The sequence below is a fragment of the Hypericibacter adhaerens genome (assembly GCF_008728835.1).
Lineage (GTDB): Bacteria > Pseudomonadota > Alphaproteobacteria > Dongiales > Dongiaceae > Hypericibacter > Hypericibacter adhaerens.
Map to the genome: position 1 here is coordinate 796,457 of NZ_CP042582.1, position 24,951 is coordinate 821,407.

A 24,951-nucleotide genomic window follows, 5' to 3' on the forward strand; every position below is an offset into this window, starting at 1 on the left:
TTCTTCACGGTGGGTTTCGTCGCCCCTGAGAAGTCTCCCGCTCCCATCATGGCGGCGAAGGCGGCGGGCGGGGAAGAGGTTTTTGGGATGGAGAAAGAGCGGCTCGCTCCAGCCTTCCTGCTGTCATCGCCGGGCTTGACCCGGCGATCCAGGGCGACAGCTCGCTCTTGCGGCCCTGGATGCCCGGGTCGAGCCCACGGCTGTCCGGTTCGGGTTTCATGTCCACGGGAGGACCATTTGGCCCGGCTCGATCCGGGGTATGGGCTCCGGCTCGAGCAGACGGTCGATGCGCCGGCGGTGCATGAGGTTGGCCCGCACGAGGCGAGCGAAGGCCAAGGTGCCGAGCGGGCTCTCGATGGCCTTCTGAGCCAGCCGCAACAGCAGGAAGGCGATGAGCGCGACGGCGATCTGAATGCGCACGGCATTCTCGCAGGTACCGAGAAAGTGGCGGATTTTCAGGGTCTGCTTGACCCATCGGAAGAACAGCTCGATGGCCCAGCGGCGCTTGTAGAGATCGGCGATCTCCTGGGCGGATGCGTCGAGATCGTTGCAGAGGATGCGCAAGACCTTGCCGGCCTCGGTCTTGACCCGGACCTCGCGCACCGGGTCCTGGAACGGGTTGTGCTGGCTGGCCGCCTGCCGGGCGGGCAGATAGCCGACGCGGTCGGAAAGGATGGTGCTGTCTGCCGGCAGCGGGTTCCGGGCAACGACAGCCAGCGGCGTGTTGGATTTGAAGCGGGTGACGATCCGGCAGCCGGCGGCGTCCATCGCGGCCCACCAGGCGTAGTCGTAATAGCCGAGATCGAAGACATAGGTGGCGCCGGGCTCGATCGGCATGGCCTGGGCGGCGGTGATGTCGTTGACCCGAGCCGGGGTGACGGCGGCGTAGATCGGCCGGTCGGCATCGGGATCGTAGATCACATGCAGCTTGGCTCCACACACGCCGGCGCTGAAGCGGGCCCAGTCCCGGCTCAGGCTGTTGAGCGGCAGGCCGCTCGAATCGATCAGGTAGGTGACCTCGGCAAGCTGGCGGCGCAGCCCGCGATGGGCCTGCATCATCAGGGCGGCCAGCAGATCGGTGAACAAGGCGCTGGGCCGCAGCGCGTTGGCGTCGGCCAGGGTCGAACGACGGACCTTGTCCCCACCCAGGTGATAGAGCCGTCTCTCGTGGCTCTCCAGTCCCGTCACGATCTCACGCAGGCTACTCGCACCCGAGAGTTGGCCGTAGAGCAGCGCCATGAACTGGCTCTTGCTCGTCAACTGGCGAACCCGTGCGTCGCTGCCGTGCCGCTCGACCAGGCGCGCAAACTCGTCCCAGTTAATCAGCTTAAGAAGCGAATGAAATACGCTATTCTCGTGCGGCACGGCGTTGGTCCTTTCTCATGTCCCGGAACATTTGGCGATGTCCAGGACCGAGTAGAATCAACGCCGTGCGCCCAGTCCACTAAAACTCAACCGGACAGCCGTGGGTCGAGCCCGGGCATGACAGGAATATCGAGATCGAGGGGGAGGGAGAGACGATCGGAGCCGAGCGCAGAGGCCGGATCGCAAAACCAAAGGGCCGGCCCGGGATCGCCGGGCCGGCCCTGGTGGCCGCGTCGGGAACGCGCGTCCTGACTAGATGCAGTAGGCCTTGAGCGGCGCGAAGCCGTTGAAGCCGACCGAGGAGTAGGTCGTGGTGTAGGCGCCGCAGGCGAGGATCCGGATCTTGTCGCCGGGCTTGAGCGCCAGCGGCAGCTCGTAATTCGCCTTCTCATAGAGGATGTCGGCGGAATCGCAGGACGGACCCGCCAGGATCACCGGCCCGGTCGGGCCGCCGTCATGGGGCGTCTTGAGGCGGTATTTGATCGCCTCCTCCATGGTCTCGGCGAGACCGGAGAATTTGCCGATATCGAGATAGACCCAGCGCTGCGGGTCGGCCGCGTCCTTGACCGAGACCAGCACCACCTCGGATTCGATCACGCCCGCCTCGCCGACCAGCCCGCGGCCGGGCTCGGCGATGAGGCGCGGCATCTCCGGGAAGTGACGGTGCACGGCGGCGATCACCGCGCGGCCATATTCGCCGATCGAGGGCACTTCCTTCTGGTAGCGCGCCGGGAAACCGCCGCCCAGGTTGAGCAGCGTGGGCTTGAGGCCCGCCGCCGCCAGCTCGCCATAGAGCCCGGCGATCTGGCTCAGCACCTTGTCCCACTGGGAGAGGTCGCATTGCTGCGATCCGATATGGAAGGAGACGCCGGCGGCATCGAGCCCGAGCGCCCGCGCCCGCAGGAGCAGCGCCTTCGCCATCGCGAAGGAACAGCCGAACTTCCGCGAGAGCGGCCACTCGGCGCCGGCTCCGTCCACCAGAAGGCGGCAGAACACGGTCGCGCCAGGCGCGGCCACGGCCAGCTTCTCCAGCTCGCCTTCCGAATCGAAGGCGAAGAGACGCACGCCGCGGCCAAAGGCATAGGCGATATCGGACTGCTTCTTGATCGGGTTGCCGAAGGAGAGCCGGTCGGCGCGGATGCCGACCTCCAGGCACTGGTCGATCTCGCCGCGGCTGGCCACGTCGAAATGGCCGTTGTTGCGGGCGAGCAGGCGCAGGATCTCCGGCGCCGGGTTGGCCTTCACGGCATAGAAGAGCGAAGCGGGATCGAGGGCGGCGGCAAGGGCGCGGTAATTGCCCTCCACCACCTCGAGATCGACCACCAGGCAGGGGGTCGCCGGCTGGACGCGGTCCAGGAACTCGGCGATGCGGGGCGTGACGATGCCGCGGTCGGAGGGCTCCGGCGGCACGACGGCGAGATCGGCGCGGGCGCGTCGTCGCTGGCGCTTGGGCGCCGCGGCACCGGTCGGGATCAGGCCCGCCTGGCCGATATCGGCGCAGGCGGCTTCCGCGCGCAGGATGTCGGCGACCGACGGCTCGTTGGCCGGGGTCGGCAGCTTCTGCGGCGCTTCGGTGTTGCGGAGCGCGGTCGAGTTGCGAAGGCTGGAGCGGAGACGGGCGGTACGGCCGCCCTGAGGAGCAAGGAGCATCGTCGTTCCCTCTCGGAAACCCGTTCTTCTAAACGGGGGGTTACCAGAAGGACGCGATCCGCCGGTTGCGTAACCTGCAGTGGGCCAGTGGCTCGTGCGTTAGGCGTCTGACGCACACATATAGAAATCTCTTGACGCATCGCAAGAGAAAAACGCAGCGAGGAGAAAAAACCTCCGCGACTGTGGCGCGCAGGTGTCGCTCTCCACGCCCTCCTTATGCCGGGCGCCGCTTCACCACATGGAATCTTTATCTCTTGTTAGTGATGTTGGCGCGATTGCGGCGCCCGTCGCCGCAAATTTGCCGCGAAGGCCGTCGCATCCGTTGCCGATGCCACAAGCATTTCTCGCGCGGCCGCGGATTTGTTTCGAATATGACAGGTGGCGAGCGCGGCTCGCTCCTCTCCGCCCGCGCTCCTTTCCCCCTCTCCGCCCGCGTCAGCGGGGGAGAGGGATGCGAAGGCTTGGTCGGAGCGAGAGCGGAGACCTGGCCGAAGCTGGGAGAGGTGGCCTCTTCTTGCCGGCACACCCTCTCCCAGCTTCGGCTAAGGCTCGACTTCGTCTCGCCTAAGCCCGCGCAACCCTCCCCCTCCGAGATGAGGGGGAGGAAGAAGAGGCTCCGCCGCCGTCCGGCGCCCCGCCGGGACACCCCCGGGCGCTTCTGCTACCCTGGCGCCCATGACGATTCGCCTCCTGCCCCCCGACCTGGTCAACCGCATCGCCGCCGGCGAGGTGGTGGAGCGGCCGGCCTCGGCCGTGAAGGAGCTGGTCGAGAACGCGCTCGATGCCGGCGCCACGCGGATCGAGGTGATGCTGCGCGAGGGCGGCCGGAGCCTGATCCTGGTCGAGGATGACGGCGCCGGCATGACGCCCGGGGAGCTCGAGCTCGCGGTCGAGCGCCACGCCACCTCGAAGCTCCCCGACGACGACCTGGTCCATATCGCAACCCTGGGCTTCCGCGGCGAGGCGCTGCCCTCGATCGGCGCCGTCAGCCGGCTCACGCTCGCCAGCCGCAAGCGCGGGGCCGACAGCGCCTGGAGCCTCGCGCTCGAGGCGGGCGCCAAGGGCCGGCCCCAGCCGGCGGCCTTGGCCCAGGGCACGCGCGTCGAGGTGCGCGACCTCTTCTTCGCCACCCCGGCCCGCCTCAAGTTCCTCAAGGCGCCGCGCACCGAGCTCGGCCATGCCGAGGAGGTGGTGAAGCGCCTCGCCATGGCCCATCCCGAGGTGGCCTTCACGCTGCGCGACGAGACGCGGGTGCTGTTCCGCTACCCGGCACCCGGCGGCGATCTGGTCGGCGGGCCCGAGGCGGCGCGGCTCGCCCGGCTCGGTGCCATCATGGGCCGCGACTTCCAGGAGAACGCCCTGGCGCTTGCCGCCGAGCGTGAGGGCATCCGGCTCACCGGGCATGTCGGCCTGCCGACGCTCAACCGCGCCACCGCCGACCAGCAGTTCCTCTTCGTCAATGGCCGGCCGGTGCGCGACCGGCTGCTGCAAGGCGCGGTGCGCGGCGCCTATCAGGATTTCCTCGCCCGCGACCGCCATCCGCTGGTGGCGCTCTTCCTCGACCTGCCGCCCGAGGCGGTGGACGTGAACGTCCATCCCGCCAAGGCCGAGGTGCGGTTCCGCGATTCGGGGCTGGTGCGCGGCCTCATCGTCGGCGCCATCCGCCATGCGCTGGCCGAGGCGGGCCATCGCGCTGCCACCACGGTCGCCGGCGCGGCGCTGGGCGCCTTCCGCCCGGAGACGGGATGGGGCGGCGAGCCCGCGCTCGCCGGTGCCGGGCGGCCTTCGGGCTTCTTCCAGGGGAACTATGGCAATTGGTGCGGCGGCACCGTGCCGCATCGCCTGGCCGAGGCGGCGGTGCAGGCCTTCGCGCCGCTCGAGGGTTTCGACCGGCCGTCGGCCCGCGCGGACGCCGCCTCCGAGACGACGTCGCCCGACGCGCAGCGCTATCCGCTGGGCGTCGCCCGCGGCCAGCTCCACGAGACCTATATCGTGGCGCAGACGGCCGACGGGATCGTGATCGTCGACCAGCATGCGGCCCACGAGCGCCTCGTCTATGAGCGCATGAAGCAGGCGCTGGCCGAGACCGGCGTGGCACGGCAGGGGCTCCTGATCCCCGAGGTGGTGGAGCTGGAAGAGAGCGCGGTGGCGCGGCTGGTCAAGCGCGCGCCCGAGCTGGCCGAGCTCGGCCTCGTGCTCGAGGGCTTCGGGCCCGGCGCCGTCGTGGTGCGCGAGGTGCCGGCGATGCTGGGGCCGACCGACGTGAAGGGGCTGGTGCAGGATCTGGCCGACGAGCTGGCGGCGCTGGGCGAGGCGCTCTCGCTCAAGGAGCGGCTTGAGCATGTCTGCGGCACCATGGCCTGCCATGGCAGCGTGCGCGCCGGCCGCCGCCTGACCCAGCCCGAGATGGACGCGCTCCTGCGCCAGATGGAGGCGACACCCCATTCCGGCCAGTGCAACCACGGCCGCCCCACCTATGTGGAGCTCAAGCTCGCCGACATCGAGCGGCTGTTCGGGCGGCGGTAGAAACGGAAGCGCGCGGGCGCGCGCTTGTTCTCGGTCTCGTCACCGCCTCTCCACCCGTCTCCTAATCCCCTCCCCCCTTGAGGGGGAGGTTAGGGTGGGGGGTGATCATCGAACGCGATGCTGCAAGAGCCCTTCGATCGCGCGAACGCAACTGGCACCGAGCTTGCGGCCACCCCCACCCCAGCCTCCCCCTCAAGGGGGGAGGTGAAGAAAGAAAAAGGGGCGTCTCAAGAGAGAACGAGACCCCGATCGCCGATCTCGCTCGAAGCTTCAAAGTAGAGCGAAGCGATCAGATCGAGTTGGCGATCACATCTACTGCGTCAGCCCGCCCGTCCGCCCCACCGTGCGGCAGGTCCGGCTGGTGTCGGCGAGGTCGCAGAGCTCGGCGTCGCGCACCACCGCGACCCAGTCCTTGGCGTTGGCGGATTGCAGCGGATGCTGGGCCGGGTCGTCGCCATGCCAGGCGCGCTGGACGACATGAAGCCCCTTGAGCCCCTGGATCGCCTTGATGGCCAGGAACTCGACGCTCTTGAGCACGACGCCCGGCGCCGCTTTGGAAGGGTCGGGCTCGCGGCATTCGAGATAGGCGAGCGCCACGTCATAGCCGTTCTCGGTCGAGGCGCGCGGGCCCTCGTGGCGCGCGGCCTTGCAGCCGGCGCCGAAGGCGGCCGCGACCTTGTCCAGATATTGCAGCACGTCGACATGGGCGCCCGGGAATTCCTGGGTCGTGACCATGTCGGTCCAGTCGGTGACGGTCGTCCCCGGCGGCAGATATTCGACGATGACCTGCTGCGGCGTCTCGTGCCGCCAGGCCTCTTCCCAGTTGCCGGGCACCGCGACGAAGAGCTGCTCGCCGGCGAGCGCGGGCCCGGCCGGCAGGACGCCCAAGAAAGCGAGCAGCGCCCAGCCCCACCTTCCGGCGCCGAGCCCCCTGCAACCCCTGACCATCGTGATGACGTCCCCCAAACTCCGATCTCGCGAGGCGAGGCTAGAGTCGCCGCGGGGGCGGGGTCAAGGCGAGGGGGATTGAAATCGCTTCATGCAGCGTGGCGCCTGACCCATCCCTTACTTTTACCCCTCCCCCCTTGTGTACAGACCGGGGACATCGAGGACAGGTGTTCGGGGACATCGAGAACGCCCGCCGCCTGCCAAAGGGAGCCACCGACGCGGAACGCAAGCTGTGGTCGGCCTTGCGGCAAAGGCAGATCGGTGGGTTCAAGTTTCGTCGCCAAGTGCCCATCGGCGACTTCGTCGCTGATTTTGCCTGTCTCCACGCGCGGCTGGTTATCGAGGTCGATGGCGGGCAGCACGACGTGGAGCGGGAGAAGGATGCTGCCCGGACGGCGCGGCTGAACGCGCGTGGCTACCGCGTTATCCGGTTCTGGAACAATGATGTTTTGACCAATCTGGATGGTGTCGTCCGCACAATCGTCACCGCGCTCCACGATCACCCCCCACCCCAGCCTCCCCCTCAAGGGGGGAGGTGAAGTAAACGAGAATGGCGATCTTCGCCTTTCCATAACGCCGCTCGTCGAGCAGCGCGAAGCCTTCGGGCAGCGCGAGGTCCTCGCGGGTGGCGGTCTCGACCGTGACGATGGCGCCGGGTGCCAGCCAGCCTTCGCGGGCGAGCGCTGCCAGCGCCGCCGCGGCGAGGTCCTTGCCATAGGGCGGGTCGAGGAAGGCGAGGTTCGCCGCCGCCGGCGCCTTGCCCGGCCGGGTGGCGTCGAGCTGGCGCAGGGAGACCCGCGCGATCTCGCCCAGCGCCATCGCGTTCCTGCGCGCGAGCGTGATCGCGGCGGCGTCGCTGTCGATGAGGATCGCCTTGGCGGCGCCGCGCGACAGCGCCTCCAGCCCGAGCGCGCCCGTGCCGCAGAAGACGTCGAGCACGACCGCGTCGCGGAGGACGAGCCCCGCCTTGGCCGGCGCGCCATGCTCGAGCAGGTTGAAGAGCGACTGGCGCGCGCGGTCCGAGGTCGGGCGGATGGCGTCGCCCTCGGGGGCGGCGATCGCCCGGCCCCTATGACGGCCGGCGACGATGCGCATGGCCACGTCCCCCGGAGCCTTTGGGCGAAGAGGGGCCGCGCCCTCCGGAGCCCTTGGGCGAAGCCGGGCGGTGTCCCGGCTTGCCGCGCGAACCCGTCCTGTCCGGGCGGTCCGGTTGGTCGCGGCGGGAAGGCGGGCGTCCCTCGTCTCGCGCGGCGGTTCCCTTGGCACGCCCCTGCTGCCCGCGCCGGGTCTCGCCGGCACCCGGCCGGCCGCGGCGATCCTCGTGTTCGGGCTTGCCGAAGCGCCGCCCTTCCGGCTCGTCGCTGCGCCGGGCCTCGCGCGCCGCGAACGGCGTTCCCTCGCCCTTCCCGAAACCGGCCCGCCGTCCTTCGGCGTCCCGGCCCCGTTCGCCGAAGCCCTTGGACGCATGAGGGCCGCGTCCCTTGGAACCTTTCGGCGCAGCGGCACCCCGCCCGCCGGCACCCGGCGCCGAGGCGGAGCCCCGCCGCGCCTCGCGCTCGCGCTTGCCCGGCCGCAGCGTCTTGGGCTCGGCCGTGCGGCGCTCGTCGCGCTTCTCCTGGCGCCGGGCCTCGTGCGCCGCCTCGCGCAGGCGCCGCTTCTCGGCCGCGGTGGCCCCTTTCTTGTCGGTGGGCCCGCTTTCGCCGCTCACCTGCTCGCGCACCACGCGCGCCGAGACCTCCTCGACCGCGCCGGGCTCGAGATGGCCGAGCTGGAACGGCCCGTAGGCGACGCGGATGAGGCGGTTCACCCGCCAGCCCAGATGCTCGCAGATGCGCCGCACCTCGCGGTTCTTGCCCTCGGTCAGCGCCATGGTGAGCCAGGCATTGTCGCCCTGCTGCCGGTCGAGCTGTGCCCGGACCGCGCCGTACCGGACGCCCTCGATCGTGACGCCCTGGGCGAGGCCCGCCAGCGCTTCCGGCTCGACCTGGCCGTTGACCCGCACGCGGTAGCGCCGGATCCAGCCGGTGGCGGGCAATTCGAGCTTCCTCGCCAGCGCGCCGTCGTTGGTCAAGAGCAGCAGCCCCTCGGAATTGAGATCGAGCCGCCCGACCGTGATGACGCGCGGCAGTTCCTCCGGCAGCTCGTCGAAAATGGTGGGGCGGCCTTCGGGATCGCGGGTGGTGGTGAGGAGCCCGCGCGGCTTGTGGTAGCGCCAGAGCCGCGTCGGCGCCGTCTCCGGGATGGGATCGCCGTCGACCGTGATGCGCGAGGCGGCGGTCACGTTGAGGGCCGGGCTGGTGAGCGTCTTGCCGTCGACCGCGACGCGACCCTCCGCGATCCAGCGCTCCGCATCGCGCCGCGAGCAGAGCCCCGCCCGCGCCAGCCGCTTGGCGATCCGCTCGCCCTCGGGACGCGGGGGGATGGGATCGTCGGGCGGGACGTCGGGCTTGTCGGTGGGGTCGGACATGATGGCTCAAGATAAAATCATCCTCTCCCCCGCGTGAGCGAGGGGAGAGGGCAGGGTGAGGGGGGAGCATAGCGGCAGCGTCGCAGCAATGCGCGCTCAATCCTGCCGCAGGAAAGGGAGCCTTTGCCGATCACGCATTCTTTCGTCATCCCCGCGAAAGCGGGGATCCATGCCGAAGCTTACGTCCGCTTGGGCGGAGTATGCCATCACGGTGGATCCCCGCTTTCGCGGGGATGACGAATGGAGGGACGCCTCGCGCCTATCCCTTCGCCGCGTCCACGAAGGCCTTGAAGATCTTCTCGTCGCCCGTCGTGATCGAGAACTCGGGATGCCACTGCACGCCGAGCACGAAGCGGTGGCGCGGGTCCTCGATGCCTTCGATCACGCCGTCCTCGGCGGTGGCGTCGACGAGGATGCCGGGGCCGACCGACTTGGCGGCCTGGTGATGCGCGCTGTTGACCGCGAGCGAGGCGGCGCCGGTGATCTTGTGAAGCAGCGTGCCGCTCACGATCCGCACGCTGTGGCCGGGCTCGTCCCGGGGATTGGGCTGCTCATGGGCGAGCGGGCCCTCGACCTCGTCGGGGATATGCTGGATGAGCGTGCCGCCCAGCACGACATTGAGGAGCTGCTGCCCGCCGCAGATGCCGAGCACCGGCAGGTCACGCTCGACCGCGGCCTGGGTGATCTTCCATTCGAATTCGGTGCGCCTTCCCTTGAGCTTCACCGTCGGGTGCTTGTCCTTGGCGCCGAAGAGCGAAGGATCGATGTCGAAGGCGCCGCCCGTGACGACCAGCCCGTCGATGAGCGCCAGATAGTCCGCCACCTGGTCCGGCTCGTGCGGCAGGAAGAGCGGCAGCCCGCCCGCCTTCACCACCGCGTCGGCATAGTTCTGCCGCACGGCATACCAGGGGAATTTCGAGTAGCCGCCCGGCTCCTCGGAATCGAGCGTGACGCCGATGGTGGGGCGCCCGCCGTCCTGGGCCGCCTTCGTCGTCTTGCCGTTGCGGGCGCTCATGCGCCTGACTCCTTCGCGATCATCTGGCGCAGCCGCGCGATATGGGCCGGCCGCGTGCCGCAGCAGCCGCCGACGACCCTGGCGCCGGCCGCATGCCAATGCCCGGCATGGTGGGCATAGGACTCCGGATCGAGGTCGTCGCGCAAGGGGAGAAGCCCGCCCGCCTCGAGCGTCCAGTCGGCCGGCACCGGCCGGAAGGCGTTGGCATAGCCGCCGGCGATCCCGCCCGGAAGCCGCGCCAGCTCGGGCATCGCGGCGGTGATGCTCTCCGGGCTGCAGCAATTGACGAGGAAGGCCGAGACCGGGAGATGCGCGATCGCCTTGGCGGCCTCGGTCACGCTCTCGCCCGAGCGCAGCCGGCCCGAATTGTCCTCATGCAGCGTCCAGCTCACCCAGACGGGAAGGCCGGTGCGCGCCGCGGCCGTGGCGGCCGCGACCGCCTCGGTGGCGCTCGACATGGTCTCGCACAGCATCAGGTCGCAATAGGGGGCGAGCAGCGAGGCCTGCTCCTCATAGAGCGGCTCGATCTCGGCATGGCTGCCGACGAGGTCCGGCCGGTAGCTCCCGCGCAAGGGCGGCAAGGAGCCCGCGATGAAGGCCTTGCGGCCGGAGCGGTCGCGCGCCTCCCGGGCCAGCGCCCCCGCCATGCGGTTCAGCTCGGCGAAGCGGTGCTCGATCCCCTCCTTGGCGAGATCGGCGCGGATGACGCCGTAGGAGTTGGTGGTGACGATCTCGGCGCCGGCGGCGATGTAGTCCTGATGCACCTGGCGCACGACCTCGGGCGCCACCACCAGCGCGTTCGCCGACCAGATGGTCTCGAGGATCGGCACGCCGCGCATGCGCAGCTCGCGGCCCATGCCGCCATCGAGCAGCACGGTGCGGTCGGGGAGGGGGAGGGTGGGGGTCATGGCGGGGAGGTAGTGTCGGGGGGAAGGGTGGAGAAGGGGTTAGCGGGATGAATGAGTTGAGTAGAGTGAGTGGCTAGAGCATTCGGAGCGCGTGATTAGTCTTCATTTCCGTCGTCATCCTTATCGTATTCTAGCCTTCTCAGTGCCTGTCGTTGCTCTGCGCGACGTTGTTCATCCGCAATTTCGGTACCAAGATCAAGGGTATGGCGCTCTGCAAATGCCCTTATGTCTGGATTTGGGTCCGAAAGCCACGATGCAATCGCCGCCTTCTTCTGACGCATTGCTTCGACCCGCCCGTACTCACCGACAGTTGTGCCGGTGCTATCGATGCTAATACGGACACCAGCGAGCACTTCTTCATCGTTAGGATACTTGGCGACAATGCACTTCAAGACGTCGTGGATCGCGGCCTCCCCATGATAGTTCATCATTATTCCGATAGCATACTCTGCATCTGCTTTGCTCCCATTGGTTATCAATTCGCAGAGCCTGCGCGAGATCTCCGCTGAAAATTCAGGATATGTGATGTGAAAGAGCCGACCGCCCCGAAAGCGAAACGCTTCTGAGTCCACGGCATACATTGTGCGGGTAGTTTCAATCGCCAATGCTGGCTCTTTCGCAAGCTCTTTATGCAGTTTGTGGAACTGATATGGAATTGCGTCGTATCTGCCATCGATTGTCCGCTCCGCTGGATGTGCAATACGTTCGCTAAAGAAACCCCACACCATAGGGAGCCATTTCTCCGCTATTCGACAAAGTATTTCCTCCGCCCGGTAGTCTATTGCAGGGGCCTCGATCAGATTCGCTAAGAGCAAGCGCGCCTCTGCAATATCGATCTTATTAAAGAAAGGAGTTTCTTTGTGAGCCATCCAGGCTTGGCGGACCCAATGAGTGCTTTTCAAGCCCGTTAGAAAGGAGATTGCAGGAACAAAAAATTCGTTACTACTTGGGACGCCATCGCCAGAGGTACCTTCCAGTGCAAAGAGTAGACAGTGAGTTACCGTTGCTTCGTCCGCTGTGGCTATTGCCCTTTTTAAAACCGCAGTGATGAATTCCGGTCTACCTGGCTTAGATATGCGATAGTGACGGATCAGCGAGGGCAGATGTGTGCCTTCGTGGAGGTAATAATCAAGACAATTCAGGTAGAGTTCCTTTGCTTTAGATTCAAACAAACCAGAAAGAAAGGCCGGCAGAAACCTCAATAGATCATCGGTAGCTCGTGTTAGGTAGTTGTGAGCAATCTCGGGCTTCTGTTTAGCAAGCATAGTCAGAAACTGGCTGAAAATTGGAAAGGTAGCTGCGTCATTCGACTGGGTAGTCGCGCACCTTTCTATAAAGCCAAGCCATTCGCTCTCGTTGCCGGTATTAATCTCGTCAACAAATCGTTGGGCCTCATTCAACCGAAACTTCTCCACCTCGTCGTAGGGCCAGTCTTCATCGCTCCAATGCTCAGGAAGCACGGTGCGAAACCCTACTAAGGTTTTGTAACGCACATAGAGCTGGTCCTGATTGATACAATCGCGGAGTTGGATGATTGACGCCATCAGTTGGCGAGCATCCGACGCACATCCAAACTTGTCCTGAATGTCATCGGCGATTTGACGGGCTCGATGGTAATCAAAGAGATAGCCCTCTTCCATCCACTCTCGGATCTCGTACGACAAGCTACTCGCGTGTGTTGCGAGGAACTCGACAATGCGAATTGCGTCTAGAATGCATTGTCTAAGTAGTTGATTCGAGTGCTCGTGCGGTAGGCGAGTGGATCCTCGGAGCGCTGACAGGATGGTTCGCTTCTCTTCATCGGAGGTTGCTTTGGTGAAGAGGTCGAAGAGAGAAGCGATGGCCTTGCCGCGAATTACCAATACGTCAGGTAAAACGGGCATAGACGCTCTGGTCAATGTGACAGAGTCCGCCCTCCAAATCGTGCCCTCAATCTCTAAGCTCAAGAGTGCTCTATACGTCGCGATAAGCAACGGAGCGGTGGTTGGATTTTGATCAGCCCGGACACGGGCTGCTGCATCGACCAGAAGAACTTGTACTGCGGGCCCCACCTTTTCCCATACCGGTTGGTCATACCCTGCCAGACGCTCTGCCGCTTTTATGATTCGTTGACTAGCTTCCTCGCTTGGAGCGTGATCGAAAAGTTTGCATAAGACATCGAATGTTTTGGAGACGTCGATGTACCTGAGGGCGTCTATAATGTCGACTGCAGCGCTCGTTACGTCTGCTGCGGTCTTTCCTTCCAACTGACCAAATGGCGTTTCAATCGGTTTTGGTTTTGATTCTTTTGCTCCTTTGACGGCCGACACTAGCGAAGCCATGAGATCGTCATATATTGCTGAGACGTCGTCGTAGTTCGGGATTACCTCGTCTCGCAATGATATTAGTATCTCATGGCGTAGGTTATTGTCCGACGCCACCGTAATCGCTGTCAGTAAGTCACGATCGAAGAGTTTCTTGCCTTGCAATAAGCGCTCATAGTCATGTTGCACGCGTTGAAATTCATAGCCAGCCGGCATTAGGTACTGATCCATGATTCGATTGAGGCGATTCCTAATGGCCTCCATAGCATCGCGACCGAAGCCCTTTGGCAGTTTGTTCTTGTAAGCGATGTCATGAGATGTTTCGGACCAAGCGTGATTCAAAATTGTCTGCACTTGAATTTCACATCGCATTCCCGCGTAGCGAGAATACTCAGCTAGCTTGGTGCGGTTATTTTTGAGGTTAATTGTATAGTGGATGCCGCGATATCGACGCTCTTGATTCTCTTTAGTCGGGTGGTGAATACGAACAGTACCCTTTTCGACGTCAAAATTTTCGAAGATCAGGCGTGCGTTCAGGAACTTTTCTACATCAGAATTGGTATAGAAGATAATCCGAACACCGGCGAGATCTCGCCGGTGTTCTTCGATGTGTGGAGAGTCGAGTTTATCTGCTTCTTCCAGACGCTCCTTCAGGCTTTTGGGTGACTTCGCGCGATGCCGAATCGACTGTGGCTTTGGCAGGCCACTAGCATCAATCGCGTTGGAAAGAATCATGCCAACGACTTGTGCGAATTCCTCGTATTTGAAGAACTGCTCGCGCTCGTACTCTTCAAACTTCATCCGCCCACTGCCTTCCAGTGTTGAGTCGGTGGAATGATAGAGAGTATTAATTGTAGGATTTTATCGCGTAAGTCGCCACTCCCTTAGCAGACGATGCGCTACCAACTCGGCCGTTGGAAAGCTGGCATTTCTCTATACAGCAGCACTGGCACACTTAGGCCGCTATGACATGAAACACCGTTTCACTAACTTCTGGAGCCTAGGGTTCTGCTTCGTAGGCCTTTTGGCAGTGACTGCGGCTGTTGCAAATACAGCATCAGCCCCTGTTATGCCTTGCAGCGGCGCTTCGATCTCGCCTTCTCCCCCCTTTGCCAACCCACCCCACTTCCACACCTGGAGCGGCCACGAGCTCGAGCGCTGGCACCCGCCCGCCTGCTTCGGCTGGCCGCCGGGCGACTTCACGATCCTCACCGTCCTCTCCGGCGCGTTCGCCTTCGACGGCACGGGCGACGATCTGCTCGCGCGCTTCGGCGCGGTGTCGGCCTTCAAGGGCATCCAATACTGGTCGCGCTCCGACGATCGCTGGGAGACCTTCATCACCGACGCCGCGGCGCTCGAGGATGCGAGCCCGCGGGGGCGGCGCGCCGATTTCACGCTGGGTGAGCTCAAGGCCGGCGGCGATCTCTATTTCCTGCGCGCGGACGACCGCAGCTCGCGGCCCGTGGTCTACGACATGCACGTGGACGAAGCCACGCCCGACCGGATCGTGGTGCGCATCGGCAATGTCAGCCCGGTCATGGCCTTCATCGTCACCGCCTTCGATGCCGGCGCCATCCGCTCCACCTACATCCTCGAGAAGACGGCACCCGGCCGCTGGGGCTATTACGCGATGACCGAGCTCGACGAGGGCCTGATGGTGATCGGCAACTACGAGGAAGACTACCGCACGCGCAACCTCGCCATCTTCCGCCATCTCGCCGGCATCCCGACCGACCAGGCGCCGGCCGTCACGCAATAGGGCAGACGGCGGTTGCCGGGTGTTGGGTTGGCGCCGGCCGGGCGCCTAGAGCCCGAACTGCCGCTGGATCGCCTCGGCGCATTCCATCGCCGTCATCCGGCTCGTGTCGAGCTCGAGATCGTAGCGCATGTTCCGGTGCACCTGGCCGAACTGCCAGCGCGAGGTGCCGGGGAAGCGGTCGGCGCGCCGGCGCTCGCGTTCCTCCAGCAGCTCGAGCGGCGCGTGGATGCCGACCCTGAGGATCTCGAAGCCCGCGAGTGCCTTCGCGTAGGCATCCTTGGTTTCCTGGTCGATCATCACATCGTCGATGATGAGGTCGTTGCCGGCCGCGGCGAGCGCCACGATCGCGTCGCGCATGCCCTGCATCAGCCGCTCGCCCACGGGGCCGCCGGTGATCCGCACCGAGGGCTTGCCCTCCTCCATGATCGTCTCGTAGGCGAAGGCCTCGGGATGGTCCTGCCAGGCGAGGGGCAGCATCTCGAGGAACGTGTCCATCTGCACATGGAGCCAGGGCCCGGCCGCGATCTGCTGCAGCGCCTTGGCGATCGAGCTCTTGCCGGCGCTGCCGACGCCGTTGAGATGGATGATGCGGCCCTTGCGAATCATGGGTTCCCCTCGCGCCATCCTACGCGACCGGCGTGCCCTGGTGGAACTGGAGGCGCCAGCCCTTTTCCGTCCGGAGCCAGAGCGAGCTGCGGTTGGCGCGCTCGACCGTGCCATAGGCCACCTCGCTCACATAGGTCACGAGCGCGGCGTCGGCGCCGATCGGATGCACGGCGAAGCGAGCGAGGGGCAGGGTGGCCCGGATCGTGTCGCCGCTATGGGCCAGGATCTGCGCGCGGTCATACCGCCGGCCCGAGCGGCCGAACTCGAAGAAGTCCGGCGCCAGCACGCGCTCCATATAGGCGCGGTCGAAGCGCGTCTCGGCGCGCCAGAGGGATTCCTCCAGCCGCCGCAGCGTCTCGATATCGTCCGGCGTGAGGGGCATGGCGGGTCGGGCTCCGGCGCGGTCGCGTCCCTCTTTTATCCTCCCCTCGCGCAGGGAGCGGAAGGGGATCGCGGGTCCCGAGATAGCGGCGCGGGCGCCGCCGCCGCCGCGGCTCTTTCGCGGGCACGCCCGCCGCTACGCACCGCCGCATTGACTCCCGCCGGCCCCGGCTGATTTTCTTCCTTGCGGATCGAGGCGCCCGGGCCCATCTCCCGGGACAGGGTTTCGTCGGGGGGAGACATCCGCATGAAGATCATGGTGCCCGTGGACGGCTCGCAGCCTTCGCTGCGCGCGGTCAAGCTCGCGATCGCGATGACGCGGCAGGAGCCGAAGTCCGAGGTGGCGCTGGTCAATGTCCAGAACACCGGCACGCTCGAGTTCGGCGATCTCGGCGCCGCGACGCCGACGCTCCTGGAGCAGGCGGCGGCGGAGGAAGGCACGGCCGCGCTCAAGAAGGCGATCGCGCTCTGCAAGGCCGCCAAGGTCAAGTTCAGCACCGACATCGAGATGGGCCCGATCGCCCAGACCGCGATCCGCATCGGCAAGAAGCGCCGCGTCGATCACATCGTCATGGGCACGCGCGGCCTCGGCGGCGTGCGCGGCCTGCTCCTGGGCTCGGTCACGACCGCGCTCGTGCATCTCGCGACGGTGCCGGTGACGCTGGTGAAGTGAAGATTCGCGCGCTGCCTTCTGTTTTCTTCCCCTCCCCCCTCGAGGGGGAGGGCAGGGAGGGGGAAGACGCGCTCTGCGATCTCGTCGGGATGCGAAAGGGCCGATACCGAGCAGCCCCCTCCCCGACCCTCCCCCAAAAGTTGGGGGCGGGGATTCAGTAGACTGCTCTACTGCCCCTCCGAGAGCTGGTCGATCTGCGCGGCTTTACCGGGGCGGAGCTGGATGCTGTAGGTCGCGTTGCTGCAGGTGAGGATCCAGGCCTTCTGTCCCGGCAGGGAGAGGTCGGGATCGACATGGGCCTCGAGCGGCTTGTCGCAGTGATGGCCCTGGGCGCGCACCTGGTCGGCGAGGATCGAGGCGGCGCCCTGCGAGCCGCTGTCGCCTGAGGCGCTTTGCGCGAGGCCGCGCGTCGGATCGAGCGAGAGAAGAGCCAGCCCCAGGGCGAGCGTGACCGCAGGGCCGATCGCGGCGGGTCTGGTTCGTCCGTTCATGACGTTCCTCCCGGGATGAAACGGTGATCGCGCGGACTCGCCTGTCCGCGTCTTCAGAGATGGGGAAGGGTACTGTCCGATTCCAACTGAATTTCCGGACAGGCCCGTCCGTATTTCGCATTGCTGGCCAACTATTCAATGACCGCGCCGCCATCGCGGGCGATGCGCCCGGGCCCATGGCGTTCGTGGCTCACCGGCTTGTGTCAATCCGCCCCTTGGTGCGGCGCGCCGGCGCCCACATCTCTTTCCCTGGGGGCAAGCGATCCTCCGGTCCTGGTTCCGGAGGCGCCTGACGCAAGGAAGGAGTGCGCGGCCTGTGATGGCGAGCCGCAGACACCGCTATGCCCTGGTCCTGTCGTTGCCGCTGCTGCTGGCGGCCTGCGGCGGCCGCCCGCTGCCGGGCGAACGGTCGCCGCCGCCGAACTGGGTGGCGCTCCCGGGTCTCGTCCAATATGCGCAATACCAGCCGGGCCAGTTCCAGCCGAACCTGAGCACGCCCATCCAGCCCGGCCTCTCGCCCGCGCCCCGGACGCCGCCGGTGGCGCCGGCCCATCCGCCGACTTCGAACACCCAGAATTTCGGCAACTGGCAGCGCGAAGGGAACGGCTACCGCTGGGCGCCGGGCGACCATCCGGCCGCTTCCGGCAGCACGCCCTTCTGGGTCCCGGGCCACTGGACCACGGACAGCAGCGGCGCCCGCGTCTATGCGCCGGGCTATTGGCGGTAGCGGAGAGGCGCTCTCGTCCGCATCGAATTCCCGCACGGAATCCCCTAAATCCCCTCCCCCCTTGAGGGGGAGGTTAGGGTGGGGGTGATCGTAGAACGCGCTGTCGCAAGTGCCTTCGATCGAGCAAACGCGAGCCTGCAACGAGTCCGCGGCTACCCCCCACCCAGCCTCCCCCGCAAGGGGGGAGGTGAAGAAAGCGACGCACCGCGCTTGTTTCCGATGCTCTGACTGAGGCCGCCGTCTCTACCCCGCCACCAGCTTGCGATAGAGATGCCAGGTCGCGTGGCCCAGCACCGGCATCACCACGATGAGGCCGAGGAAGAGCGGGATCGAGCCCAGCACCAATCCGCCCGCGACGACGAGGCCCCAGGCCGCCATCGGGCCCGGATTCATTCTGACCGCACGGATCGAGGTGCGGACCGCCGTGCCGAGCCCGACATCCCGGTCGAGCAGGAGCGGGAAGGAGACCACGCTGATCGACATGGCCAGCAGCGCGAAGAGGAAGCCTACCCCGCAGCCGGCGACGATCAGGGTCCAGCCGGGGCCAGTGGTGAAGAGCGCGTCGATGAAGCTGCCCACGGAGGCGGGCGGCGTCGGGCCCAGGGTCAGCGCATAGAGCAGCCAGGCGACCGCGAGCCAGACCAGGAACAGCAGCACGAGGGCGGCGCCCAGGATCAGGATCGAGCCGATGCCGGGCGCCTTGAGCACGGCGAAGGCGTTCGCCCAGCTCGCCTTGTTGCCATGCTCGCGCTCGCGGCTCATCTCGTAGAGGCCCAAGGCGGCGAAGGGGCCGATCAGCGCGAAGCCCGAGGCCAGCGGGAAGAGCAGGGGCAGCAGGTCGCGGCCATAGACCGCGCGCCCGAGCAGCAGGCCCACCACCGGGTAGAACACGCAGAGCGCGATCACGTCGGTGCGGTAGACGCCGTAATCGGCGAAGCCCTTGCGGATCACGTCCTTGAGCTCGCGCGCCTGGATGCGATGGACGACGGGTGCCGGCTGGGCTCGCGCGGCGGGGCTGCGGCCCAGCGCATGGCCAACCTCGCCCAGCGCGTGGCCCATGCCGCGGAGCTGGTCCCAGCTCCATTCGACCGGATTGCGGATGGTCTCAGTCATGGCGTCCTCCCGAACGGTTGATCCGGGGGGTCGCGCGCCGAAGCGGCCTGACGATGGCGGTCGAGCGGTCTTGATGCGGCCGTCGGCGATAAGCCCGCGACCCACCATGGGGGAAGCATAGGCCGATCGGCGGGAGAGGCAAAGCGGGGGAAGCGGGCGCGCGGGTGCGCGACTCTTCGGTTCCCCTCCCCCTACCCCCTCCCGCAAGGGGAGGGGGCGAGATGTTCATTGTTCCAGCCCCCTCCCCTTGCGGGAGGGGGTAGGGGGAGGGACCTTCTGCTCCGTCATCGATCATGATTGCGAGGCGCCCCCGCTTGACAGCCTCCGCGTCGCCGGTCCCTTCTCCCGCCCGTCATGGCCTTCACCGACATCAAGCCCGAACCGATGACCCAGGCGCTCGCCGAGGCCGCCGCCGCGGCCGCGCGCGGGGAGGTGCCGGTGGGGGCGGTGCTGGTGAACAGCGCGACCGGCGCGGTGCTCGCCAAGGCCGGCAACCGCACCGAGGCCGATGCCGATCCGACCGCCCATGCCGAGATGCTGGTGATCCGCGCCGGCGCCCATATCCTGGGCTCGCCGCGGCTCGAGACCTGCGATCTCTATGTCACGCTCGAGCCCTGCGCCATGTGCGCCCAGGCGATCGCCTTCGCGCGGATCCGCCGCGTCTATTTCGGCGCCTACGATCCCAAGGGCGGCGGCGTCGAGCATGGGGCGCGCATCTTCGAGCAGCCCACCTGCCATCACCGCCCCGAGGTCTATGGCGGCATCGCCGAGCGCGAGGCGGGGGCGCTGCTGAAGCGGTTCTTCCAGGAGCGGCGGTGAGGGGGATGCGGACGCGCTGACGCGCGAATCATCGGTTTCCCTCCTCGATTCTTATCCCCTCCCCCTCTTGTCCTCCGTAGCCCAAAGGGCGAAGGAGGATGATGGGGGAGGGTGAGGGAGGGGGTGGGGCAACAGACGCGATCTACGATCACTCCCCTTCCTAACCTTCCCCCACAAGGGGGGAAGGGATGAAGAAGAACGGGGGAGGGGGGTGAAGGTTGCGAAGCCCCGCCTCTATCCGATCCCGAAGATCCGCCGCGGCGTCGCCAGCCCCGCGAGCTCGTGCGTGCCGAGCTCGCGCAGGCGGGGATGGTCGCCCAGCGCCGTGGCGAAGCTCTCCGACAGCAGCACCGGCCGCTCGAGGCGCTTGCAGAGGGTCTCGATGCGCGAGGCCTCGTTGACGGCGGGGCCGACGATGGTGAAATCGAGCCGCTCGGCGGTGCCGACATTGCCGTAGAGCACCTCGCCGTGATGGAGCGCCAGGTCGAGCCCCAGCACCGGCAGGCCTTCGGCCGCGCGCGCCTCGTTCAGGGCCGTCATCGCTTCCTGGCCGGCCTCGGCCGCGGCCAGCGCCCGCCGGCAGGCCTCGCCCGCGTCGGTGTCGGTCGGGAAGATCGCCATGAGGCCGTCGCCGAGGAACTTGAGGATATGGCCGCCCTCGCGCGTCACCGGCCCGCCCATCGCGTCGAAGGCGGCGTTGAGGAAGGTCAGCGTGCCTTCGATCGGCGTCGCGTCGGAGAAGCCGGTGAAGCCGCGCAGATCGGCGAACAGGATCGCGGCCTCGATGCGCTGCACGTCGCCGCGCGTGATCTCGCCCGCCAGCACCCGCTCGACCGAGTTGCCGCCGACATAGGTGTTGAGAAGGTTGCGCATGATCTGCTGCGTGGTGTCGGCCTTCACCACCACCGCGCAGGTGCCGATCAGCTCCTGCAGCAGCACCGCATCGTCCTCCGCGAAGCCGCCCGGGCGGGCCGTGGCCCAGCTCGTGATCATGCCGGTGAGCTTGCTCCAATGGAGATCGCTCTCGGGGCTGAAGCTGTGCAGGAAGGCGACCCAGTCGGTCAGGCCCTCGTCGCGGAACTCGGTCAGCACCGGAAAGTCGAGCTGCGCCCGGTTGCCGGCGAGGCGCCGCCGCAGGACCGTCTGCCGCTCCTCGAGCATGAATTTGAAGGGGCTTTCCTTCCAGCCCTGGGTCTCGTCCATGCCGTGGGTGAAGACCAGGCTGTCGAGCGCGCCGCTGCCGCGATGCCAGGTGTGGCTGAAGCCGCGCAGCGAGGGATGCAGCAGCGCCACCGAGAGATGCGCGCGCTCGATCGCGAGCGGCGTGCCGGCCAGCCGCTCGCAGAGCCCCTCGAACAGCCCCATCACCGGCCGGTTCTCGAGCCCGCTCATGATCATCCATTCGTGGATCGGCACGGAGTCGAACATCGAGGGACTCGGAGGTTGAAAAGACATTCTCGCCCCCTCCCCTTGCGGGAGGGGGTAGGGGGAGGGGACTCCTGGATCTTAGATAGTGAAGTCGACGGCAGTTGCTAGGGCGATCGTCGGGCGCGCCGATGCGCGACTCTCGATACCCATCCCCCAACCCCCTCCCGCAAGGGGGGGCTCAGTTTATCGTCACACCGGCAACCGATCGCGCATCCGGTAATAGAAGATCGAAGGCGCCAGGAACCAGGGATAGCCGGTGTAGAGCGGCCGGGTCGGGAAGGCGAGGCCGTCGAGGGGCGTGGCGCCTTCCTTCTGCCCCAGGATCTGCTGGCCGATGCGGGTGCCGAAATAGGTCGCGAGCGAGACGCCCGAGCCGCAATAGCCCATCGCGTACCAGAGCCCGTCCTGCCTGCCGATATGCGGCATGGTGTCGAAGGTATAGGCGACGAAGCCCAACCAGCTATGGCTGATCCTGGCGCTCTTGAGCTGCGGATAGATCGCGCACATCGCGTCATGGAGGCGCGGCGCGCTGACATTGGCGTCGGTCTCGTTATAGGCGACGCGCCCGCCGAACAGCATGCGCCGGCGGTCGGGCGAGAGCCGGTAATAGAAGACGAGCTTGCGCGTGTCGGAGAGCGAGCGCGCATGCGGCACGAGCTCGGTGGCGAGCTTGGGCTCGAGCGGCTCGGTCGCGATGATGTAGCTGCCGATCGGGATCACGCGCCGGCGGAACCAGGGCGTGCCCGGCCCCGTGTAGCCGTTGGACGCGATCAGCACGTCGCGCGCCTTGACGCTGCCCTTGGCCGTCCTGACCGAGAAGCCCTGGCCGTCGCGCTCGACCGCCTCGACCCGCGTGCGGTCGATGACGGCGGCGCCCGCCTCGCGCACCTTGGCCAGCAGCCCCGCATGGTATTTGCCGGGATGGAGCTGGGCATGGCGCGGATAGACCACGCCGCCGAAATAGCGGTCGGAGCCGATCTCGCGCCGCTGCTCGCTGCGCGGCACCATCTCGTAGGGCACTTCCTGCCCCTTGGCCTGGTGGCCCAGCGCCTGGGCCAGCGCCTCGTACTGCTGGGGATTGTGGGCGGCATGGAAGCGCCCGTTCACCTCCCAGTCGCAGTCGATGTTCTCTCGTTGGATGAGCTCGGCGATGAAGTCGAGCGCGCGGATGCCTTCGCGCCGGATCTCGAGCGCCTGGGCCGCGCCATGGCGTTGGCTCAGCGTCGCGTAATCGGGCTTGATCGAGGTCGAGACCTGGCCGCCATTGCGGGTCGAGCAGCCGTGGCCCGCGCGCTCGGCTTCGAGCACCAGCACCGAGCGCCCGCCGCGCGCCGCCACCAGCGCCGCGGCGAGGCCGGTATAGCCCGAGCCCACGATGACGAGATCGACCGCGGCCGGCGGCTTCGTCTCGGGCAGCGCAGCCAAGGGCGCCGCCTCCCACCAGTAGGATTCCTGCTTGTAGCCGGCCGCGAACAATTCATTCCCGTTCATGACACCCGTCGATCTTGATGGAGGATTATTTTTCGGCAAGGACCGTGACCGCCCGCCAGCCCGGCGGCGGCGGCTCGATCATGAAGGCTTTCGCCCGCTCAATGAAGAGGGCGGAAGGGGGATCGCCCTCGGGCCGCTCGCGCGCGGCCGCCCTGAAGGCCTCGATCGCCTCGGGGAAGCGCCGGGCGGCATAGAGGTCGAGACCGTGCTCATAGGCCTCGATCCAGCCCGGGGCCTCCGGCGCGGCGCTCTCGCCGGCCAGCCCGATCAGCTCGTAGATCGCGATGCCCTCCTCCTTGCCATAGACCGCGACCCGGTCGAGCCGGCGCACGAGGATCGCGTCGCCCGCCTGGCGGCGCGTCTCCTCGCCGATCAGGATCGCCGTGCCGTAGCGCTTGTTGAGAGCCTCGAGGCGCGAGGCGACGTTCACCGGGTCGCCGATCGCGGTGTAGTTGAGCCGCTCGGGCGAGCCGATATTGCCGACCAGGATGTTGCCGCTGTTGATGCCGACCCGCATCTTCAGGGGCACGCCGCCCGTGGCCTGGGCCTCGACCGCCAGCTGGGCCAGCGCCCGGTCGCAGGCCAGCGCCGTGCGGCAGGCGTCGAGCGCATGCGCTTCGTTGCGCTCGGGCGCGCCCCAGAGCGCCATGATCGCGTCGCCGATGAACTTGTCGATGGTGCCGCGCCCCTCGGCGATGATCGGCGACATGCGGCTCAGATAGTCCGCCAGGACCGGCACCACCGCATCGCCCAGCCGCTCCGAGAGCGCCGTGAAGCCGGCGAGGTCGGTGAACATCACCGTGACCGGCTGATGCGCGCCGCCGGGCTTGGCCTCGATGCCCTGCTTGAGGAGGCGGCGCACCAGCTCGGTCGGGACATATTTCTGGAAGGAGCTCAGCCCCGAGGCCATGCGCATGAGCGCATCGGACAGCCGGTCGATCTCGGCGAAGAAGGAATGCCGGCGCTGCAGGCGGTGCAGCTCGAAATTCTCGATATGGCTGAGCTCGGCGGTGACGCGGCGCAGCGGCCGGGCGATCGCGATACGCGCGAACCAGACGGCGCCCGCCGCCAGGACGAGGGTGAGGAATCCCACCATCCAGGCGACCCGGCGCGTGTTGCGCTCGACCTCGGCCAGGAAGTCCGAGGCGGGGATCACGGTCGCGATCAGCCAGCCCTTGAAGCCGAGCGGCGTGAAGGTGATGAAATAGTCGCCCTGGTCGAGCGTGGCCCGGTAGTTCCAGGACATGGTCCCGTGGATATCCCCGAGCGCCATGCCGAAATGGCCCACGGCCTCCATCGCCACCTTGTAGAGCTTGTCGCGGGCGAGGTCGTTGGTCACGACATTGCCGGCGCTGGCCGCGGCCGCCTCGTCGCCGCCTTCCGCCAGCTCGGGCGCCGCCATGATCTGGCCCTGCGGATCGACGATCGCGACCGTGCCGCTGCGCGCGACCTGGATGCCGGCCAGGAACTGCGACAGCCGCTCGCGCTCGATGGCGACGCAGATCACGCCCTGGAACTTGCCGTAGACCGCGAGCTGGCTCGAGATCGCGATGGCGGGCTTGGTCTCGGTGGGGAAGAGGGTGACGTCGCTCCAGACCGGCTGGTCCGAGGCCATCGCGCTCTTGTACCAGGGCTGCTCGGCGGCATCGAAGCCCGAGGGCGTGAAGGCGCGCTGCTCGAACTCGATGTCGCCGGTGATGATCTTGTAGCTGTCGACGCGCCGCTTGGCCTCGTGATGCGCCGCGTCCCAGATCACCTCGACCATCAGGATGCTGTCGTTGCCGAGCTTCTCGGCACCGAAGAAATGCCCGTCCGGCCAGCCGAAGGAGATCCAGGAGAGGCTCGGCTGCGATTGCAGCAGCGAGAGGAAGACGAACTCGCGCTTGGCCTCGTCCTCGACCGTGATGACGTTCTGGAAGAAGATCGTGCGCAGGGCCTCCTGCGCCGCGGTCGCGTTGGCGATGACGGAGGCCACCTCCTGGCGGATCGAGCCCGCGATCTTGTCGTTGAGCTGGCCGACCAGGTCCTTGAGGTTGGCCCGCATCACGGCCTGCCAGGAGACATGGACCAGGGCCGCCGTCAGCAGCACCGTCAGCAGCAGGGTGACGCTGAGCACGGCCCCCAGGCTCGGCCGCCAGCGCGGCGAGGGCCCGCCGGTGGTTGGCGCCGCGTCGTCCCCCTGCTCGGGCTTGGATTGAGCCGGCTCGGCCATGAAACCCAGGAAATCCCCAGCGCCGCCGCAGGCTTGCGACAGAACCGTGACAGGCTAGCCTTTGTGTGA

The 24,951-nt window shown here is 66.9% G+C and carries 21 protein-coding genes; 6 read left to right on the forward strand and 15 right to left on the reverse strand.

Features of this window, described 5'->3' with window-relative positions; all coding sequences use genetic code 11:
- Positions 1-216: 216 nt before the first annotated feature.
- Positions 217-1,365 carry an IS4 family transposase gene (locus tag FRZ61_RS03560; protein WP_151115011.1) on the reverse strand — a complete coding sequence of 383 codons (1,149 nt, stop codon included), beginning with the start codon at positions 1,363-1,365 and terminating at the stop codon, positions 217-219.
- A 252-nt stretch (positions 1,366-1,617) separates the two neighbouring features.
- A complete protein-coding gene (locus tag FRZ61_RS03565; RefSeq protein ID WP_151115012.1) occupies positions 1,618-3,015 on the reverse strand; it encodes a type III PLP-dependent enzyme in 1,398 nt (465 codons plus the stop codon).
- A gap of 675 nt (positions 3,016-3,690) precedes the next feature.
- Here FRZ61_RS03565 and mutL point away from each other — a divergent pair.
- Positions 3,691-5,541 (forward strand): DNA mismatch repair endonuclease MutL, encoded by a 1,851-nt coding sequence (gene mutL, locus FRZ61_RS03570; RefSeq protein ID WP_151115013.1) that lies wholly within the window; start codon positions 3,691-3,693, stop codon positions 5,539-5,541.
- A gap of 312 nt (positions 5,542-5,853) precedes the next feature.
- Here mutL and FRZ61_RS03575 read toward each other — a convergent pair whose 3' ends face one another.
- The gene (locus FRZ61_RS03575) at positions 5,854-6,489 is read right to left on the reverse strand and encodes a hypothetical protein (RefSeq protein WP_151115014.1); all 636 of its coding nucleotides are present in this window, start codon (positions 6,487-6,489) and stop codon (positions 5,854-5,856) included.
- A 167-nt stretch (positions 6,490-6,656) separates the two neighbouring features.
- On the opposite strand from FRZ61_RS03575, the gene FRZ61_RS03580 reads away from it, so the two are divergent.
- Positions 6,657-7,028 (forward strand): endonuclease domain-containing protein, encoded by a 372-nt coding sequence (locus FRZ61_RS03580; protein ID WP_151115015.1) that lies wholly within the window; start codon positions 6,657-6,659, stop codon positions 7,026-7,028.
- Here the strand turns inward: FRZ61_RS03580 and rsmD are convergent.
- The 5 genes from rsmD to FRZ61_RS03605 form a co-directional block, all read right to left on the reverse strand.
- Positions 6,973-7,584 (reverse strand): 16S rRNA (guanine(966)-N(2))-methyltransferase RsmD, encoded by a 612-nt coding sequence (gene rsmD / locus FRZ61_RS26335; RefSeq protein WP_191909466.1) that lies wholly within the window; start codon positions 7,582-7,584, stop codon positions 6,973-6,975. The two genes, FRZ61_RS03580 and rsmD, sit on opposite strands and share 56 nt — an antisense overlap.
- Entirely contained in the window at positions 7,559-8,956 is a 1,398-nt protein-coding gene (locus FRZ61_RS26870; RefSeq protein WP_151115017.1) for a pseudouridine synthase, read from the reverse strand. Before FRZ61_RS26870 ends, rsmD begins: the two co-directional genes overlap by 26 nt.
- 259 nt (positions 8,957-9,215) lie before the next feature.
- A complete protein-coding gene (locus tag FRZ61_RS03595; RefSeq protein ID WP_151115018.1) occupies positions 9,216-9,971 on the reverse strand; it encodes a gamma-glutamyl-gamma-aminobutyrate hydrolase family protein in 756 nt (251 codons plus the stop codon).
- On the reverse strand, positions 9,968-10,879 hold the full coding sequence (locus FRZ61_RS03600; protein WP_151115019.1) for a homocysteine S-methyltransferase family protein: 912 nt from the start codon (positions 10,877-10,879) through the stop codon (positions 9,968-9,970). Before FRZ61_RS03600 ends, FRZ61_RS03595 begins: the two co-directional genes overlap by 4 nt.
- Before the next feature lie 95 nt (positions 10,880-10,974).
- Positions 10,975-13,983: a GTP pyrophosphokinase gene (locus FRZ61_RS03605; RefSeq protein ID WP_151115020.1), complete on the reverse strand. Its 3,009-nt coding sequence runs from the start codon at positions 13,981-13,983 to the stop codon at positions 10,975-10,977.
- A gap of 268 nt (positions 13,984-14,251) precedes the next feature.
- Between FRZ61_RS03605 and FRZ61_RS03610 the strand changes: the two genes are divergently transcribed.
- Entirely contained in the window at positions 14,252-14,941 is a 690-nt protein-coding gene (locus FRZ61_RS03610; protein ID WP_151115021.1) for a DUF6675 family protein, read from the forward strand.
- A 45-nt stretch (positions 14,942-14,986) separates the two neighbouring features.
- Here the strand turns inward: FRZ61_RS03610 and FRZ61_RS03615 are convergent, their stop codons facing one another.
- Together FRZ61_RS03615 and FRZ61_RS03620 are read right to left on the reverse strand one after the other, a co-directional pair.
- Positions 14,987-15,547 (reverse strand): chloramphenicol phosphotransferase CPT family protein, encoded by a 561-nt coding sequence (locus tag FRZ61_RS03615; RefSeq protein WP_151115022.1) that lies wholly within the window; start codon positions 15,545-15,547, stop codon positions 14,987-14,989.
- Positions 15,548-15,566: 19 nt separating this feature from the next.
- On the reverse strand, positions 15,567-15,929 hold the full coding sequence (locus FRZ61_RS03620; protein WP_151115023.1) for a nuclear transport factor 2 family protein: 363 nt from the start codon (positions 15,927-15,929) through the stop codon (positions 15,567-15,569).
- 246 nt (positions 15,930-16,175) lie between these two features.
- Between FRZ61_RS03620 and FRZ61_RS03625 the strand changes: the two genes are divergently transcribed.
- Positions 16,176-16,601 carry a universal stress protein gene (locus FRZ61_RS03625; protein ID WP_151115024.1) on the forward strand — a complete coding sequence of 142 codons (426 nt, stop codon included), beginning with the start codon at positions 16,176-16,178 and terminating at the stop codon, positions 16,599-16,601.
- Positions 16,602-16,768: 167 nt separating this feature from the next.
- On the opposite strand, the gene FRZ61_RS03630 is transcribed toward FRZ61_RS03625, so the two are convergent.
- Complete coding sequence (locus tag FRZ61_RS03630; RefSeq protein ID WP_151115025.1) at positions 16,769-17,092, reverse strand: hypothetical protein; 324 nt, start codon at positions 17,090-17,092, stop codon at positions 16,769-16,771.
- A gap of 319 nt (positions 17,093-17,411) precedes the next feature.
- Between FRZ61_RS03630 and FRZ61_RS03635 the strand changes: the two genes are divergently transcribed.
- Positions 17,412-17,819: a hypothetical protein gene (locus tag FRZ61_RS03635; protein ID WP_151115026.1), complete on the forward strand. Its 408-nt coding sequence runs from the start codon at positions 17,412-17,414 to the stop codon at positions 17,817-17,819.
- Between the two features lie 243 nt (positions 17,820-18,062).
- Here the strand turns inward: FRZ61_RS03635 and FRZ61_RS03640 are convergent, their stop codons facing one another.
- On the reverse strand, positions 18,063-18,932 hold the full coding sequence (locus tag FRZ61_RS03640; RefSeq protein ID WP_151115027.1) for a DUF2189 domain-containing protein: 870 nt from the start codon (positions 18,930-18,932) through the stop codon (positions 18,063-18,065).
- Between the two features lie 354 nt (positions 18,933-19,286).
- Between FRZ61_RS03640 and FRZ61_RS03645 the strand changes: the two genes are divergently transcribed.
- Entirely contained in the window at positions 19,287-19,751 is a 465-nt protein-coding gene (locus FRZ61_RS03645; protein WP_225309094.1) for a nucleoside deaminase, read from the forward strand.
- Positions 19,752-19,985: 234 nt separating this feature from the next.
- Here the strand turns inward: FRZ61_RS03645 and FRZ61_RS03650 are convergent, their stop codons facing one another.
- From FRZ61_RS03650 to FRZ61_RS03660, 3 genes are all read right to left on the reverse strand, one after another.
- Complete coding sequence (locus FRZ61_RS03650; RefSeq protein WP_191909279.1) at positions 19,986-21,179, reverse strand: adenylate/guanylate cyclase domain-containing protein; 1,194 nt, start codon at positions 21,177-21,179, stop codon at positions 19,986-19,988.
- A 189-nt stretch (positions 21,180-21,368) separates the two neighbouring features.
- Positions 21,369-22,670, reverse strand: a complete 1,302-nt coding sequence (locus FRZ61_RS03655) for an NAD(P)/FAD-dependent oxidoreductase (protein ID WP_151115029.1) — start codon at positions 22,668-22,670, stop codon at positions 21,369-21,371.
- A 25-nt stretch (positions 22,671-22,695) separates the two neighbouring features.
- Positions 22,696-24,882 carry an adenylate/guanylate cyclase domain-containing protein gene (locus FRZ61_RS03660; RefSeq protein ID WP_151115030.1) on the reverse strand — a complete coding sequence of 729 codons (2,187 nt, stop codon included), beginning with the start codon at positions 24,880-24,882 and terminating at the stop codon, positions 22,696-22,698.
- Between the last annotated feature and the right edge of the window lie 69 nt (positions 24,883-24,951).

Bases quoted from the DNA above. Each gene is read 5' to 3' on its own strand.
- FRZ61_RS03565 (WP_151115012.1), bottom strand. From the start codon at position 3,015: ATGCTCCTTGCTCCTCAGGGCGGCCGTACCGCCCGTCTCCGCTCCAGC.
- mutL (WP_151115013.1), top strand. From the start codon at position 3,691: ATGACGATTCGCCTCCTGCCCCCCGACCTGGTCAACCGCATCGCCGCC.
- FRZ61_RS03575 (WP_151115014.1), bottom strand. From the start codon at position 6,489: ATGGTCAGGGGTTGCAGGGGGCTCGGCGCCGGAAGGTGGGGCTGGGCG.
- rsmD (WP_191909466.1), bottom strand. From the start codon at position 7,584: ATGCGCATCGTCGCCGGCCGTCATAGGGGCCGGGCGATCGCCGCCCCC.
- FRZ61_RS26870 (WP_151115017.1), bottom strand. From the start codon at position 8,956: ATGTCCGACCCCACCGACAAGCCCGACGTCCCGCCCGACGATCCCATC.
- FRZ61_RS03595 (WP_151115018.1), bottom strand. From the start codon at position 9,971: ATGAGCGCCCGCAACGGCAAGACGACGAAGGCGGCCCAGGACGGCGGG.
- FRZ61_RS03600 (WP_151115019.1), bottom strand. From the start codon at position 10,879: ATGACCCCCACCCTCCCCCTCCCCGACCGCACCGTGCTGCTCGATGGC.
- FRZ61_RS03605 (WP_151115020.1), bottom strand. From the start codon at position 13,983: ATGAAGTTTGAAGAGTACGAGCGCGAGCAGTTCTTCAAATACGAGGAA.
- FRZ61_RS03610 (WP_151115021.1), top strand. From the start codon at position 14,252: ATGCCTTGCAGCGGCGCTTCGATCTCGCCTTCTCCCCCCTTTGCCAAC.
- FRZ61_RS03615 (WP_151115022.1), bottom strand. From the start codon at position 15,547: ATGATTCGCAAGGGCCGCATCATCCATCTCAACGGCGTCGGCAGCGCC.
- FRZ61_RS03620 (WP_151115023.1), bottom strand. From the start codon at position 15,929: ATGCCCCTCACGCCGGACGATATCGAGACGCTGCGGCGGCTGGAGGAA.
- FRZ61_RS03625 (WP_151115024.1), top strand. From the start codon at position 16,176: ATGAAGATCATGGTGCCCGTGGACGGCTCGCAGCCTTCGCTGCGCGCG.
- FRZ61_RS03630 (WP_151115025.1), bottom strand. From the start codon at position 17,092: ATGAACGGACGAACCAGACCCGCCGCGATCGGCCCTGCGGTCACGCTC.
- FRZ61_RS03635 (WP_151115026.1), top strand. From the start codon at position 17,412: ATGGCGAGCCGCAGACACCGCTATGCCCTGGTCCTGTCGTTGCCGCTG.
- FRZ61_RS03640 (WP_151115027.1), bottom strand. From the start codon at position 18,932: ATGACTGAGACCATCCGCAATCCGGTCGAATGGAGCTGGGACCAGCTC.
- FRZ61_RS03645 (WP_225309094.1), top strand. From the start codon at position 19,287: ATGGCCTTCACCGACATCAAGCCCGAACCGATGACCCAGGCGCTCGCC.
- FRZ61_RS03650 (WP_191909279.1), bottom strand. From the start codon at position 21,179: ATGTTCGACTCCGTGCCGATCCACGAATGGATGATCATGAGCGGGCTC.
- FRZ61_RS03655 (WP_151115029.1), bottom strand. From the start codon at position 22,670: ATGAACGGGAATGAATTGTTCGCGGCCGGCTACAAGCAGGAATCCTAC.
- FRZ61_RS03660 (WP_151115030.1), bottom strand. From the start codon at position 24,882: ATGGCCGAGCCGGCTCAATCCAAGCCCGAGCAGGGGGACGACGCGGCG.